Below are 15053 nucleotides of genomic sequence, written 5' to 3' on the forward strand. Positions count from 1 at the left end.
GTGACGTGAACGTCGCGGCTTACCTTGCGATGAGCTTGAGGAATTCGGCGTTGTTCTTGGTTTTCGAGAGACGCGCGACCATCGTGTCGGTGGCCTCCTCGATTTTTTGCTGAACGAGCGCGCGGCGGAAGAAGTGAATGCCTTCGAGGGCTTTCGGGTCGAGCAGGAGTTCTTCCTTGCGGGTGCCGGAGGATTGGACGTTCACGGCGGGCCAGATGCGCATCTCGGCGGCCTTGCGGTCGAGGACGAGCTCCATGTTGCCGGTGCCCTTGAACTCCTGGAAAATCACGTCGTCCATGCGGGAGCCGGTTTCGACGAGGATGGACGCTATGATCGTGAGCGAGCCGCCGTCTTCGGTGTTGCGGGCGGAGGCGAAGAGCTGGCGCGGTTTCTCGAGCGCACGGACATCCAAGCCGCCCGAGCCGGTGCGGCCGGAGTTGCGCTGGGTGTTGTAGGCGCGGGAGAGACGGGTGAGGGAGTCGACGAAGAGCACGACGTCCTTGCCGGCTTCGACGAGACGCTTGGCGCGCTCGATGCAGAGTTCGGCAATGCGGATGTGGTTCTCGACGGACTCGTCGTTGGACGACGCCCAGACTTCGGCCGGGACGCTGCGCTTGAAATCGGTGACTTCCTCGGGGCGTTCGTCGACGAGGAGGATCATGGCGTGACACTCGGGATGATTCTCGAGGACGCCGAGGGCCATGTCGCGGAGGAAGGTGGTCTTGCCCGTGCGGGGCGGTGCGACGATGAGGCCGCGCGTGCCCTTGCCGATGGGGCAGAAGAGGTCGACGACGCGCGTGGTCATGCGGCCGTCCTTCAGCTCGAGCTTCAGGTGCTCGTTGGGGGTGATCGTGAGGAGATTGGCGAATTCGACGACGCGGCGGCGCGCCTCAAGGTCCATACTGTCGACTTTCTCGATGAAGCGGACCTTCGGATTGGGGAAACGCGGATCGGGCGTGGCCTGCGCGGTGATCATCGAGCCCTGGCCGAGCTTGAAGCGGCGGATGAGTTCGCGCGGCACGAAAGGATCGGTCGGGCGCCGCTTGCCGAAGCGAGCGAGGTCGAGCAGCTGGCCGTTACGGCTGTTGTCGAGGTCGAGGATGCCTTCGACGCGAATTGAATTGTCCGGCTGTTGCGGGGGCTGCGCGGCCGGATTCTGTTCGGAAGCCTGCGACGCGGGTGCGTCGGGCTGTTGATCTTTTTCCATAGCAAAACGGGGAGTTCGGAGCTGCCGAGACTTGACCGCTAAATCCGTGGGAGCCATTTACTCCCTTCGTCGCTTCAACCCCAAAAGAGGAGAAACAAGTGTCGGACCAAACGATTACCTCAGTGTCCCGGGAGAGTAGAGTTTTCAAACCCTCAGCCGAGTTCAAGGGCCAGGCAAACCTTGGCAGCTTCGAAAATTACCGTAAGCTCTACGCCGAGTCTGTCAACGCCCCAGATAAATTCTGGGCCAAACAGGCTACCAGCCAGCTCGTCTGGCGGAAGCCTTTCAAGCAGGTGCTGCAATGGAAGGCACCCTTCGCCAAGTGGTTCGTGGGCGGAAAGTTGAACGTCTCCGAAAACTGCCTCGATCGCCACCTCGGCACCGTTCGCGAAAACAAGGCCGCGATCATCTTCGAAGGCGAGCCCGGTGACGTCCGCACGATCACTTATCGCCAGCTCTATTTCCACGTCTGCCGTTTCGCGCACGTGCTGGAAAACATGGGCATCAAGCCCGGCGACCGCATCGCCATCTACATGCCGATGATTCCCGAGGCCGTGATCGCGATGCTCGCTTGCGCGCGCGTCGGCGCGGTGCACACGGTCGTCTTCGGCGGCTTCTCGCCCGAGGCGCTCAAGGACCGCATCAACGACTGCAAAGCCAAGGTCGTCATCACCGCCGACGGCGGCTGGCGTCGCGGCAAGATCGTCGAGCTCAAGGCCAACGTCGACAAAGCCCTCGAAGGCGCGCCGACCGTCCAGTCCGTGCTCGTCGTCAAACGCACGGGCCACGACATCAACATCGTCGAGGGGCGCGACACCTGGTGGCGCGAAGCCTGGCAGGGCGCGCCGAATTTCCACGACGCGAAGGCCTTCGATTCCGAGCACCCGCTCTTCATCCTCTACACCTCCGGCTCGACCGGAAAACCGAAGGGCGTGCTCCACACCTCCGCCGGTTACCTGCTCGGCGCCAAACTCTCCTCGCAATACGTCTTCGATCTCAAGGACAGCGATCGCTACTTCTGCTCCGCCGACATCGGCTGGATCACCGGCCACAGCTACGTCGTTTACGGTCTGCTCTCGAACGGCTCGACCGTGTTCCTCTACGAAGGCGCGCCCAACCAGCCGGAGCCGGACCGCTTCTGGCAGATGATCGACCGCCACGGCATCACGATCCTCTACACCGCGCCGACCGCGATCCGCGCCTTCATGCGCTGGGGCGACAACTACGTCCTCCGCCATCGCCTCGACTCGCTGCGCCTGCTCGGCTCCGTCGGTGAGCCGATCAATCCCGAGGCGTGGATGTGGTATCACAAGATGATCGGCAAAAAGAAGTGCCCGATCGTCGACACATGGTGGCAGACCGAAACCGGCTCCATCATGATCACGCCGATTCCCGGCGTCACACCGACGAAGCCCGGCTCGGCCACGCTGCCGTTCTTCGGCGTCGCGCCGAAGGTCGTCGACAACGACGGCAAGGAAGTCCCGCGCAACAGCGGCGGCAAACTCGTCATCACCAAGCCGTGGCCCTCCATGCTCCGCACGCTCTGGGGTGACGACGAGCGCTTCAAGAAAGCCTACTATTCCGAGTTCCCGGACCACCCGGACTTCTACTTCACGGGCGACGGCGCCCGGCAGGACAAGGACGGTTATTTCTGGATCGTCGGCCGCATCGACGACGTCCTCAACGTCTCCGGCCACCGCATCGGCACCGCCGAAGTCGAGAGCGCGCTCGTCTCGCATCCGCACGTCGCCGAAGCCGCCGCCGTTGGTCGCCCCGACGAACTCAAGGGCCAGGCGCTCGTCGTCTTCGTCACGCTCAAGACCGGCCACGAGCCGACCGACGAACTCAAGGAAGTCCTCCGCGCGCACGTCGCGAAGGAGATCGGCGCCCTCGCGCGTCCCGACCAAGTCCGCTTCGCCGCGGGCCTGCCGAAGACGCGCTCCGGAAAAATCATGCGGCGCCTCCTCAAGGAGCTCGCCACGTCCGGCGAGATCAAAGGCGACACCACGACCCTCGAGGACTTCTCCGTCATCGCTGCCCTGAAGTCCGACGACGAGTGAGGTAGAGGCCGTTGCCCTCAACGGCCCTTCGCTCCGCAACACTTCGCTGACAAAGGCGCGCCCAAACCGGCGCGCCTTTTTTCTGTTCACCCGCGAGACGAACCGCAGAGTGGGGCCCCGTGCCCGAGACAATTGCAGGAGCGAATTCGCCCCGCGCCTCCGCGTCCCCCAGCCACGCCAATTCGCGTGGCACTCCGTCCTCAGTCTCCCGTCTCCAGTCCTCCGTTCTCCGTCCTCGGCCCTCCGCGTTCACGCTGCTCGAACTCCTCGCCGTCATCGCGATCATCGCGGTGCTCACGGGCATCGTGATCGGTGTCGGCCGGCGCGCTTCCGAAGCCGGCAAAGTCGCCCGCGCCAAAGCCGAACTCGCCGCCCTCTCCGCCGCCCTCGAATCCTACAAACGCCAATACGGCGACTACCCGCGGACCGACGACAACGCTCAACTCCTGCAAGCTCTCATCGGCAAACTCGGACCCACGCGCCTCGCCCTCAATCCCGCCGGGCGCGCGCAACTCGAGGCCGCTAAGTTCGTCATCGCGCTGCCCGCTGCGCCGAACACTCCCGTCGATCCGTTCGTGAACACCTCGGCGGTGCTCCTCGATCCGTGGGAACAGCCATATCGTTACGTTTACAAGACAGGCGGCGGCACTTGGACGAATCCGTCATTCGTGCTCTACAGCATTGGGTCTGATGGTCTCGACTCGCCGACGCTCCTGACCGGCGGTTTCATCGATGTTGCCCCCGCTGCCAACGCCGACAACCTCTACGCCAATCGCAATTGATGAAGCTATCAGCGTTCAGCCATCAGCGTTCCGCCGTCCGATCGCGACGCGGCTTTTCTTTGCTCGAGCTTCTCGCCGTGATTGCCGTCATCGGCATCCTCGCGAGCCTGATTTTTCCCAGCATCTCGGGCGCCCGTAAATCCGCCAACCGGGCCAAAACGAAAGTGCAGTTCAACCAGTGGGCCGCCGCGATCGAGTCCTTCCGCAGCGAATACGGTTACTATCCGGCGTTTGACACCTCGAACCTCGTCAACGGCGGCGCGACCACCGTCATCTCCGGCGACCATCTCTTCCACGACATCATCGCCGGCAAGAAGCGCGACGGCAGCGCGCTCACGACCGGATCGCCGACTGCCGCCGGCAGCCAGAACCGGAAACGGATCCCGTTCTACTCCTTTTCCGATTCTGATCTCACGGCGGCTGACGCCGCGTTTCCGAATCTCCTGCGCGACGCCTTCGATAATCTTTCCATCGCCGTGCTGGTCGACCGGAATCTCGACGGCAAAATCGACAACAACGACTACGGCACCTTCCCGAACGTCGTTGCCGCCGACGGCTCCTCGATCCGTCCCACCGCGACCGACATTCCCACGACGGGCGTCCGCGCCGGCGTGATCTTCTACGCTCCCGACCCGAACGCGACCGCGTCCGATTCCCGGTTCATCTTCAGTTGGAAATGAGCCCCGTCACCCCACGCCGCATCGCGTCGGGTTTCACGCTGATGGAACTGCTCGTCGTCGTGGGACTGATCGCCGGCATGTCGTTTTTTCTTCTGCGCGGCTTCTCCGGAGGAAGTGGAACCTCACTGCAGGCCGGGCAGGCGCAGCTCGCCAACTTAATCACCGCTGCGCGAGGCAAAGCAGCCACTACGGGTCGCCGCACGCGCGTGCTCATCCACGCGGACGCTCTCACGAACCCCGATCGCCGATTCCTCCGATTCGTCGTGCTGCAACTCGCCAACGACGCAACCGCGAGCCCGGCCGGGTGGACGACGGTGGACTCGGGCTTCCTTCCCGAGAACATCTTCGTCGTGCCTTCGTCTCTGACGCTGGCCAGCGGACTCGTTGCCGATACTTCGGCGTGGAAAAAGGTGACGGCCCCTGTGGAGGACGTCGTTTCGGACCTCCTCGGGCAGACTGTCTCTGTGACGGTCGAGGGAGATTCCGCCGCGCAGACGTTCGCCGGGTTTGTGTGCACGCCCAACGGCACGCTCGGTTCCGTCAACGGTGGATTTCCTCCGAAGGGACTCTTGGTTCTCGCCGTGGGAGCCGCGCGTGCGCCGGGCAGCTATGCAGCGGGCGACGCTCCGGTGCAGTTGCAGCGCCCGGAGGCGGTGCGCGGCCTTGCGGTGAGCGCCTACGGGATTCCGACGCTATTGAACGATCTCGCATCGCTCTGAGCCATGCGCAGACGATTCCATTCAGCCTTCTCGTTGATTGAAGTGGTGATTGCCGTCGGCGTTTTCGGCGCCGCTATCGCCGTGATTCTCGCGCTTCTGCCCGCCCTCACCAAACAGAGCAGTGAATCTGCCGCCGCGCTTACCGCGCAACAGTTGGGCGACGTGATTCGCGTGGAACTCGTCCGCGTCGCCAGCCTCGAAACCTTCGACGGCTTGGCCGGAAATTTACCTGTCGTCGCCGCGCCGCTCACGGGCGGTCGCCAATTCGTCGCCACGCGCGATGGCCGGCGTTTGCACGCCGTCGATCCGCTTCCTGCGGCCGGCGCGATCTCGTCCGCCGATCAGTATTTCCTCATCGAGTGCTGGAAGTTTCCCAACGAGCCATTGCGGCCGGACGGGACCAAGGCGTTCCTCGCCACCTTGGTGCGGGTGTCGTGGCCGTATCAGACCGGCGCGTCTGGCGGCGCGGCGACCACGACCCCGCTAGAGAGCCGTGCTCAGCTGACGTTCACCTGCGCGATCAACCGATGAAGCCGGTCCAAGGTTCTCCCGTGCGCGCCTTCACGCTGATCGAGTTGCTGATCGCCGTGACTCTCACACTCGCTCTCGCAGCGGCGATGCTGAAGGTGACCATCGATGTTCTCGGCCTATGGCAGCGCTCGCAAAGTCAACACACCCAATTGACCGCTGCGAAACAAGTGCTCGATACGCTCGAACGCGACCTGCAGGCGCCCGTATGGCGACGCGACGCCACGAAGTCGTTCGCGGTGGAAATCCTCGATACGCCCGGCTCGCTGGCCAATCACGGTTGGCTTTTCAGTTCGGGGCCGATGAAGCCCGCCAACGGCGGTAGTCTCTTGCCGCTCCCGCCTGACGATCCTAGCGCAGGCATTCCGGTGCTCGAAGACGCCCGCTTTGGTCTTTCGGGAACGTGGCTTCGCTTCATTGCTAGCAATGTGGAGTCCGGTGGAAGTCTGCCGGTGCTGGTGGCCTACCAGATCGCGCGCCGTCCGGTGACGGGCGACACCACCGCGGCGAATCCCGCACCCTCCCGCTATTCGCTCTATCGGACCGCGCTGAGCACTGCTGAGACATTCAGCCAAGGATACGATGTCACGAGCGGTAACTACTCGAGCGGTTCGAACACCCCTTCGAGCATCACGACGACGACCAACCGCAGCCGGGCCAACGTGATGAATCCCAGTCATGCCAATTTGATCGCGTCAAATGTCGTGGATTTTGGCTGCTGGCTCTATCGCCGAAATGCGGACGGCACCTTGGCGCGGATTTTTCCAGCCGCGAGCGGCGACGTGTCACACATCGCGCAGGGGAATAGCGTGACGGATGGCTCGCGCTATCCGGATGTCGTGGATGTTTTTCTCCGCGTCGTTTCCGACCAAGGTGCGACGTTGATCGAGAGCATCGAGGGCGGACGCGTGGTCCGGCCGGCGCAATTCGCCAGCGATACCGAATGGTGGTGGTCGGTGGTGGAGGCTAACTCCGTCATCGTGACGCGCCGTATCGAACTGAAAGGCGGTGCCCTTTGAAGGGTATTCGCTGCTCTCGTGCCGGTTTTGCCCTCGTGATCACCGTGGCTCTGCTGGCGCTCCTCGTGTTGGCGGTGTTCGCCCTGAGCTCCTTGGTGCGCGTGGGCACACAAGCGGTCGGCAGCTCCGCCTATCAGACGCAAGCCCGCCGGAATGCGCTGCTTGCCCTCAGCGTCGCGCTCGGAGAACTCCAGCGCGCGGCCGGGCCGGATGCGCGGGTGACGGGCATCGCTGGAATTACCGGCATTGCACCCAACGCAAACAACACGACCCGTCATTGGTGTGGTGTCTGGAGAAACGATGGGAGCTTCGTCGGTTGGCTAACCTCGGGCGCGCAGTCGCAAGCTCCGGCGCTCTCCGCGGGTGTGAGTGCGATTGAATTGGCGGGCCAAAATACGCTCGGTGCGACCTTCGCGAATTCGGAACACGTTATCGCCGGGAAAATCCCGATCGCAGGCGCAGGCATCGATGCGAACTTCTCCGGCAATTACGCTTTTCTCGTTCTCGACGAAGGCGTGAAAACGTCGCTCTACGCACCGAGCCCCGCCGCGACTGCCCCCGTCATCTTCGCCAATACGACGAACGCGCAGTCTCGCCTGCGGGATGCTGTCGCTACTTACGCGGCAGCGCTTCCGGGCCTTTTCAGCTACGAGCAAGTGGCGGTGATACCCACTCCGGCGGCGGCTCTGACAGCCTCGACATTGCAGGATAATTTTCACCATACGACTCTAACGGCCCGTTGGGTGAACAACACCTCTCTCCAGACGGGATACGTGAATGTGAACACGAATTCCGTCATCGTGTGGCGCAACTTGCTACAGACCTACAATGCCTCACCAGCGGCTCCGGCCCAAATCGCAGCCGGCACGCTGTCGACTCGCGGCACGTCGCTCCAAAACAACGTCGCCGCCTTCAGCACAGCCGGTAAGGTCGCAAATGGACCCTTCACATCGACTGCTGCTGCTGCTGCGCTCCTGGCCTCGGTTTTTACGAGTGGCTCGCCGACTGCGGTGCAGATCAACACGGTGGTGGCTCCTATGCTCGCCGTCCGATCTGATACCTTCAGGATTCGGGCTTATGGGGAAGCGACGAATCCGCTCGATGGTTCGACGCTCGAAGGCACGGCCTATTGCGAAGCTATCGTCCAGCGCACCACGGAGACCGCACCTGCCGGATTGGGACGGCGCTTCGTCATCACCTATTTCCGCTGGCTGGGGCCGGACGACATCTAGAAAAATCTTGTGGATTTTCTCGGGAAACTATGGCTTCTACGCCGTTCCTCGGCCGTTTGGCCGGGTTGAGAATGCCAGGGTAGCTCAGTGGTAGAGCAGGGGACTCATAAGCCCTTGGTCGCCGGTTCAATCCCGGCCCCTGGCACCAAATTTCTTTCGGGCGCCGAAAGAAATTTGTCCGCCGAAGCCTCGGCGAAGGCTGACCTCCGCGCGCTGCGGCTTTTGGGTTTACCTGCCTCCAATCCGTGGCATCCGTGAAATCCGTGGTTAAGCAAAGTTACGACCTCGTCATCCTCGCCGCCGGCATGGGCAGCCGCTTCGGCGGGCTCAAGCAAGTCCAGCCCGTCGGACCGCACGGCGAACTCATCATCGAGTATTCGATCTTCGACGCGCTGCGCGCGGGCTTCGACCGGCTCGTGCTCGTCATCCGCAAGGACATTGAGGCTGACTTTCGCGCCACCATCGGCCGGCGCCTCGAGTCGCGTATGGCGGTCGAGTATGTTTATCAGGAACTGACCGACGTTCCCGCCGCGCATCAGGCACACGCCGCGGCCCGCACGAAACCTTGGGGCACCGGCCACGCGGTGCTCGCGGCGCGCCACGTCGTGCGACGTCCGTTCGCGGTGATCAATGCCGACGATTTCTACGGCGCGTCGGGCTACCGCGCGCTCGCGACGCATTTCGCGGCATCAACGGACTATGCGCTCGTCGGCTATCCCTTGCGGCAAACGCTCTCGGAACACGGGACGGTGAGCCGCGGCGTGTGCGCGGTCGATGCGGCCGGGCGACTGAAGAACATCACCGAGCTGACGAAGATCGAGCAGACCGCCGCGGGGGGCGTCCGCTACCTCGACGGCGCAGGCGTCGCGCAGCCGCTGACCGGCGACGAGACGGTGTCGGTGAATTTCTGGGGCTTCACGCCGGCGGTGCTGCCGCAGTTGCAGGCGCTGTTCGCGGATTTCCTCGCGACGCGCGGCGCCGATCCGAAGGCGGAGTTCTACCTGCCGACGGCGATCAGCGATCTCAACGAGCGCGGTGCGACCAATGTGGCGTTGCTCCGCAGCGAGAGCGCGTGGTTCGGCATCACCTATCGCGAGGATTTGCCCTCGGCCATGGGCGCTGTCCGTGAACTCGTCGCCGCCGGCCACTATCCCGCGCCGCTCTGGGGGTGAGAAGCCTGGGCTACTTCACTCGAAGCCGTCCTAAACGAACTCCCCCAATATCCCACGCAGTTCGCGTTCCGGATCTTCGTGGTTCTGCTCGACGGCGAGTTGCAATGCCTGTTCGAGCCACGCGCGCGCGTCGGCTTTGCGGCCGAGCGTCAGCAGCGTTTTGCCGAGGAGGATGCGGGCCATCATCCAGTCGGCCTTCTTGTTGGCGCAAAATTCCAGATGCGGCACGGCGTCGGTCGACTGACCTTCGCGCAGGAGTGCTTGGGCGAGGCTGAAGCGAAACATCTCATTCTCGGGCTGCGAGGCCACGAGGGCGGCGAAGCGGGCGGAGCTCATGGTGAGTTCGGAATTTGTCGTTTCTTGCGCGGATGGGCGGCGAATGTCGGTCGGGTCGCCTGCAAGCAGGCTCCTACAGAAGCCCGAACGTCCTCACTCCACGAAGATCACGATCGCGGTCGCGTTGTCGAGGCCGCCACGTTCGCGCGCGAGTTCCACCAAGACGCGGGCGGCGGTCTCCGGCGCCTGCGCGTTCCGGAGATGCTTGGCGATCTCATGCGGCGTGATGCAGCGCGTGATGCCGTCGGTGCAAAGCAGATAGCGATCGCCGGCTTCGACGGGGTGCGAGTCGATGTCGCCTTCCAGCGGCGGCGGCTGGCCGACGCAGCGGGTGAGGGCGGCGCGATTTTCCGTGAGGAGGTAAGTGGGTTCGCCGCGCGCGGCGCGGGCGCGCATCTCGTTTTCGAGATTGTGTTCGCGGGTCAGCGCGGCGAGTTCGCCGGCGCGGAGCCGGAACATGTAGCTGTCGCCGACGTGCACGACATTGACGGCGCCGTCGGCAAAATGCGCGAGCGTCAGCGTCGTCCCGATGCCGTAGCGCGGGCTGAGCTGGCGACCGAGCGTGAACACGGCGTCGTTCGCGCGCGCGAGGGCGGCGGAGTAGTCGAAGGGCTTGCGCGCGTCCTTGATGAACCACTCGGCGAATTCGTCGAGCGCGGCCCGGCTCGCGGCGGCGCCGGCGGGGAGGCCGCCGATGCCATCGGCCACGGCGTAGAGCCGCAGGCCGTCGTCGCATAAAAAGCTGTCCTCGTTCTGCTGCCGGTAGCAGCCGATGTCGGTGAGGGAGGACGAACGCAGCTTCATGTTCGCCTCCAAAGTGCGCGGCCCGCGCTCAAATGAAAGGACGAAAAATCCGTTCCCGTTCGGTGCGTGTGAGGCGCTCGTAGTTCGCCGTGGGCAGGCTGGCGATGAACTCGCGGCCGTAGGCCTTGGTGAGCATGCGCGGATCGAGGATGGTGATGATGCCGCGGTCGGTCTTGCTGCGGATGAGCCGGCCGATTCCCTGGCGGAATTTGCCCAGCGCCTCGGGCAGCGCGAGCTGGGCGAACGGATTGCCGCCCTCGGACGCGACCCATTCGGCCCTAGCCTGCGCGACGGGATGGTTCGGCGGCTCGAAGGGCAATCGCGTGATGATGACCTGCGAGAGCGCGTCGCCGGGCACGTCGATGCCGGTCCAGAAACTTTCGGTGCCGAACAGGACGCCGTTGCCGGCCTGTCGGAGTTTCTCGGCGAGCTCGGAACGGGAGACGCCCGATTCCTGGACCAGACATTTTCGGCCGGCCGCGCGGTAGTCGGGCTCGAGCCGCGCGGAAACGGCGAGGAGATCGCGATAGCTCGTGAACAGCACCAGAGAGCCGCCGCGCACGGCGAATGTGCAGAAGCGCACGTAGTCGGTGATGGCGTCGAGCGCGAGCTTGCCCTCGGCGGCAGCGGACGGCTCCGGCACGTCGGCGGCGAGGTAGACGCGCATGTGGCGCTCGTAGTCGAAGGGCGATTTCTCGATCACGGTCTCCACCGCATGCGCGCCCACGCGCTCGCGGAACGGCTCGATCGTGCTGCCGGTCGCGAGCGTCGCGCTCGTGAGGACGCAGGAAGTCTCGCGTTGAAAAAGCCGGCGGCGCAACTCGGCCGACACATCGAGCGGCGCCGAGCGGAGGCTGACGACGAGTTCCTTGCGTCGATCGGCCATCTCGGCCCAGTGCACGTCGCCCTCGCGCGCGAGATCGATCCAGGACTTGATCGCGTCGCGATAAGCGGAGAGGCGTCTTTGTTTCGTCTCGACCTCGACGTGCGCAATGTTCTCCGGCGGCAGGCTGGTGCGCAGCGCGTCGAGGCGGGCGACGACGCTGTTGAGCGGACCGGCGAGGAGATGCTCGACGGCGTCGGGCTCGCGCCAGCGTTGGAGGCTCGAGCCGGCGGGGATCTTCTCGGCGACGGTGGAGAAAAAATGGTCGGCCTGCTCCGCCGCGATCTCGACGGCGCGCTGGCCGCCGGCGTCCTTGTGGCGCACGAACAGGCCCTTCTTGCGTTTCGGATTGAAGAGCGCGTGCAGCTGCCGGCGCAGCCCGGCGGACGTGAGCGCGAGGCCGAGATGCTCGGTCGCGATGTCGGGCACGGTGTGCGCTTCGTCGAGGACAAGGAAATCGTCGAGACGCAGGATGCCGCGCGCAGGTGATTTTTCCTGCGTCGCCTGCACGGCCATCAGCGTGAAGAGGAGGCTGTGGTTGACGATGACGAGATTCGCGGAGTCGCGACGCCGCTTGGCGCGTTGATAGAAACACACCGCGCTGTCGCAGTGTTTCGAAGAGCAGGCGTCGGAGTCGGCGGAAATTTCGTCCCACACGTCGGGCGCGACGCGCTCGGGCAAATCGGCGAACAAACCCGTTTCGGTTTTCTGCGCCCACGCGGCGAGGCGGGCGAGTTGATCCTGCTCGGGCGTGGCGAAGAGCTCCTGCTTTTCCTGAAGCGCGCGCGCGAGCCGCGTCGTGCAGAGGTAGTTGCCTTTGCCCATCAGCACCGCGCTCGTGAAGTCGCGGTAGGCGGCCAGCTCGGGCACGGCGGCGAAGAGTCGGCGGCAGTTCGCGAGGTCCTTGTCGCGGATCTGCTCCTGCAGCGTCTTCGTGTGCGTGGAGACGAGAAATTGCCGGCGTGTGTCGACCGCGTGGATGATGCCCGGAATGAGATACGCGAGGCTCTTGCCGACGCCCGTGCCGGCTTCGCAGAGCAGGCTCGCATCACCTTCCATCGCGGCGGCGACAGCGTGCGCCATGCGTTCCTGCTCGGGGCGGTGTTCGAGACTGAGACTCGTGCACAGCCAACCGTCGTCGGCGAAGACAGCCGACGTCAGTTCTACTGCGCGCGAGACGGCCGCGCCACCGCCCTCGTTGAGACTAATCATCAATTGCGACTGAGCTGATGACTTTCCGCGGGCGCAAATTTATTTGCGAGAGCTTGCCGCCGAAACAACTCTGACGTCATGGCAGTCGAGGCAAAACCCGGTCCGGAGTGGACCCACGAGTTGATCAAATTTCTGCAGACGCAGCCCGCGGTCGCCGCAGTGCGCGTGAACTCGGCGGACATGACGGTCTCCGTGGCCACGCTCGGCAGCGTCGACTCGGCCCAACTCGAGCAACAAATCCAGCAGGTGCTGCTTGCGATCGAGGCCAAGCTCGCGACGGGCCGCGTGCGCGGCGACGGACCGACAACGGAGCCGGGATTCGTCGTGAAGCAGAGTGGCAGCGTGACGACGGTCGAGCGGCCGACGTGCGAGACCGCGCCGAAGTTCTATCAGTGGAAGGAATACGCGCTGCCGGAGGAAGAGCCCGCGCACGAGGAGTCGCACGGACACGGCCATGGCGGCGAGGAGGGCGAGTGGAGGTTGCTCAGCACGCTGGCGGCGATTTGCGGCGTGGCGGGCATCGCGGGTTTCGTCGCCGAGAAGTTCGGTGCGCCGAACTGGGCGCAGTTCACGCTCTACGGCGTCGCGCTCGTCGCGGGCGGCTGGGATGCGGCGATCGATTCGTGGGAGAATCTGCGCGAGCGGAAACTCGACATTCATTTTCTGATGCTGGCGGTGGCGGTCGGCGCGGTGTGCGTCGGCGCTTACGGCGAAGCGACGTTGTTGCTCTTCCTCTTCTCCGCCTCCGGCGCGATGGAGGCCTACGCGATGGACCGCACGCAGCGCGAAGTGTCGTCGCTGCTCCACACGGCGCCGAAGGAGGCGACTGTGATCGATGCGGATGGCGCGCAACGGGTGGTGACGATCGAACAACTCGCCGTCGGCCAGCGCCTCGCGGTGAAGCCGGGCGAGATGTTTGCGGCGGACGGCGAGATCGTGAAAGGCGAGACGGCGAGCGATGAATCGACGCTCACCGGCGAGGCCGTGCCGGTGGAGAAGAGCGTGGGTTCGCAGGTGTTCAGCGGCACGATCAACCTCTGGGGTTCCGTCGAGGTGAACGTCACGCGACTGCCGAGTGAGAGCACCTTGCAGAAGATCGTGCGCCTGATCCAGACCGCGCAGAAACTGAAGGCGCCGAGCCAGCGGCTCACCGACCGGTTCGGCGGCAATTACACGCTGCTCGTGCTCGGTGGCGTGACCGTGATGTTCCTCGTGTGGTGGCTCGGCTTTGGGTTGCCGCCGTTTAAGAGCGTGGATGGGCACGCGTCGGCTTTTTATCGCGCGATGACGCTGCTCGTCGTCGCGAGTCCGTGCGCGCTGGTGCTGTCGATTCCGTCGGCGATTCTCGCGGCGATCGCGTGGGGCGCGAAACACGGCGTGCTTTTCCGCGGCGGCGCGGCGATCGAGAAAATGGCGGAGATTGACACGGTGGCGCTCGACAAAACGGGCACGCTGACGACGGGCGAACTCGCGGTCGTATCGGTCGAGAGTTTCCCACCGGGGCGCGAACGTGAATTGCTCGAGCTCGCTCACTCGCTGGAGCGCCACTCGCATCACCCGATCGCGCGGGCGATCACGCATCACGCGCGCAAGGAGAACGTCAGCGTGCGCGAGGTCGCGCGTTTCGAATCGATCACGGGGCAGGGCGTGCGCGCCCAGGTCGGCGACGGCCACGCGTTTTTGGGACGCCGCGAACTCGTGGCGGCGGGACCGTTTGCGCAATGGCTGGAGAAAGTGCCGCCGGCGGCGGCGGAATTTTCCGAAGTGTGGGTGGTCGCGCCGGGCATCGTCGGCCGGTTGCTGCTCAAGGACCAGTTGCGCGCGGAGTCGCGCGGCGTGCTCGCGGCGCTGAAGGCGAACGGCATCCGCACCTACATGCTCACGGGCGACCGGCGCCACACGGCGGAATCGGTCGCTAAGGAACTCGGCGTGGACGAAGTGCGCGCGGGCCTCTCGCCGGAGCAGAAGGTCGAGATCGTAGACGGTTTCCGGCAGCAGGGTCGCAAGGTCGCGATGGTCGGCGACGGCGTGAACGACGCACCGAGCCTCGCGGCGGCGTATGTTTCCGTGGCGATGGGCGCGCGTGGCTGCGACGCAGCGCTCGAGCAAAGCGAGGTGATCCTGATGCACGACCGCATCGAGAATTTCCTCGCGGCGCTGCGTCTGAGCCGACGCGCGCGGGCGATCATCAAGCAGAACCTCTTCATCTCGCTCGGCACGGTGATCGTGATGGTCGGCGTATCGCTGGTGGGTTCGATTCCGTTGAGCTTGGGCGTCATCGCGCACGAAGGCAGCACGGTGGTCGTGTGTCTGAACTCGTTGCGGCTGCTGCTGGGGAAAAACGATTGAGTCGCGTTGTGCGCGCGAAGGGCCGTTGAGGGCAACGGCCCCTACCGCACGCGGCGTGAGCAAGTGGGGA

Annotated in this window: 13 protein-coding genes and 1 tRNA gene; 10 read left to right on the plus strand and 4 right to left on the minus strand. The window is 64.6% G+C overall.

The genetic code is table 11. The annotated features are described in order from the left end of the window. Positions 1-19: 19 nt before the first annotated feature. A complete protein-coding gene (gene rho, locus HZA32_12740; GenBank protein ID MBI5424938.1) occupies positions 20-1207 on the minus strand; it encodes a transcription termination factor Rho in 1188 nt (395 codons plus the stop codon). Between the two features lie 98 nt (positions 1208-1305). Between rho and acs the strand changes: the two genes are divergently transcribed. From acs to HZA32_12785, 9 genes are all read left to right on the plus strand, one after another. Then, positions 1306-3267, plus strand: coding sequence for an acetate--CoA ligase (acs, locus tag HZA32_12745; protein ID MBI5424939.1), 1962 nt, complete (start codon positions 1306-1308; stop codon positions 3265-3267). A 119-nt stretch (positions 3268-3386) separates the two neighbouring features. Further along, the gene (locus tag HZA32_12750) at positions 3387-4049 is read left to right on the plus strand and encodes a prepilin-type N-terminal cleavage/methylation domain-containing protein (GenBank protein ID MBI5424940.1); all 663 of its coding nucleotides are present in this window, start codon (positions 3387-3389) and stop codon (positions 4047-4049) included. Positions 4050-4108: 59 nt separating this feature from the next. Then, a complete protein-coding gene (locus tag HZA32_12755; GenBank protein MBI5424941.1) occupies positions 4109-4729 on the plus strand; it encodes a type II secretion system protein in 621 nt (206 codons plus the stop codon). Further along, the gene (locus tag HZA32_12760) at positions 4726-5448 is read left to right on the plus strand and encodes a hypothetical protein (protein MBI5424942.1); all 723 of its coding nucleotides are present in this window, start codon (positions 4726-4728) and stop codon (positions 5446-5448) included. Before HZA32_12755 ends, HZA32_12760 begins: the two co-directional genes overlap by 4 nt. 3 nt (positions 5449-5451) lie before the next feature. Continuing rightward, positions 5452-5979 carry a type II secretion system protein gene (locus tag HZA32_12765; protein ID MBI5424943.1) on the plus strand — a complete coding sequence of 176 codons (528 nt, stop codon included), beginning with the start codon at positions 5452-5454 and terminating at the stop codon, positions 5977-5979. 20 nt (positions 5980-5999) lie between these two features. Further along, positions 6000-6995 carry a hypothetical protein gene (locus HZA32_12770; protein ID MBI5424944.1) on the plus strand — a complete coding sequence of 332 codons (996 nt, stop codon included), beginning with the start codon at positions 6000-6002 and terminating at the stop codon, positions 6993-6995. 35 nt (positions 6996-7030) lie between these two features. Next, complete coding sequence (locus HZA32_12775; GenBank protein ID MBI5424945.1) at positions 7031-8227, plus strand: hypothetical protein; 1197 nt, start codon at positions 7031-7033, stop codon at positions 8225-8227. Positions 8228-8300: 73 nt separating this feature from the next. Beyond that, positions 8301-8375: transfer RNA gene (locus tag HZA32_12780), tRNA-Met, on the plus strand. A 157-nt stretch (positions 8376-8532) separates the two neighbouring features. Beyond that, positions 8533-9399: a nucleotidyltransferase gene (locus HZA32_12785; protein ID MBI5424946.1), complete on the plus strand. Its 867-nt coding sequence runs from the start codon at positions 8533-8535 to the stop codon at positions 9397-9399. 30 nt (positions 9400-9429) lie between these two features. Here the strand turns inward: HZA32_12785 and HZA32_12790 are convergent, their stop codons facing one another. The 3 genes from HZA32_12790 to HZA32_12800 all read right to left on the minus strand — a co-directional run bounded on the left by HZA32_12790 (position 9430) and on the right by HZA32_12800 (position 12634). Next, entirely contained in the window at positions 9430-9735 is a 306-nt protein-coding gene (locus HZA32_12790) for a tetratricopeptide repeat protein (GenBank protein ID MBI5424947.1), read from the minus strand. Between the two features lie 93 nt (positions 9736-9828). Then, positions 9829-10539, minus strand: a complete 711-nt coding sequence (locus HZA32_12795) for a serine/threonine-protein phosphatase (GenBank protein MBI5424948.1) — start codon at positions 10537-10539, stop codon at positions 9829-9831. A 28-nt stretch (positions 10540-10567) separates the two neighbouring features. Continuing rightward, entirely contained in the window at positions 10568-12634 is a 2067-nt protein-coding gene (locus HZA32_12800; GenBank protein MBI5424949.1) for an ATP-dependent DNA helicase, read from the minus strand. 78 nt (positions 12635-12712) lie between these two features. Between HZA32_12800 and cadA the strand changes: the two genes are divergently transcribed. Next, complete coding sequence (gene cadA, locus HZA32_12805) at positions 12713-14983, plus strand: cadmium-translocating P-type ATPase (protein ID MBI5424950.1); 2271 nt, start codon at positions 12713-12715, stop codon at positions 14981-14983. Positions 14984-15053 lie beyond the last annotated feature (70 nt).

It is taken from the genome of Opitutia bacterium, from assembly GCA_016217545.1.
Lineage (GTDB): Bacteria > Verrucomicrobiota > Verrucomicrobiia > Opitutales > Opitutaceae > Didemnitutus.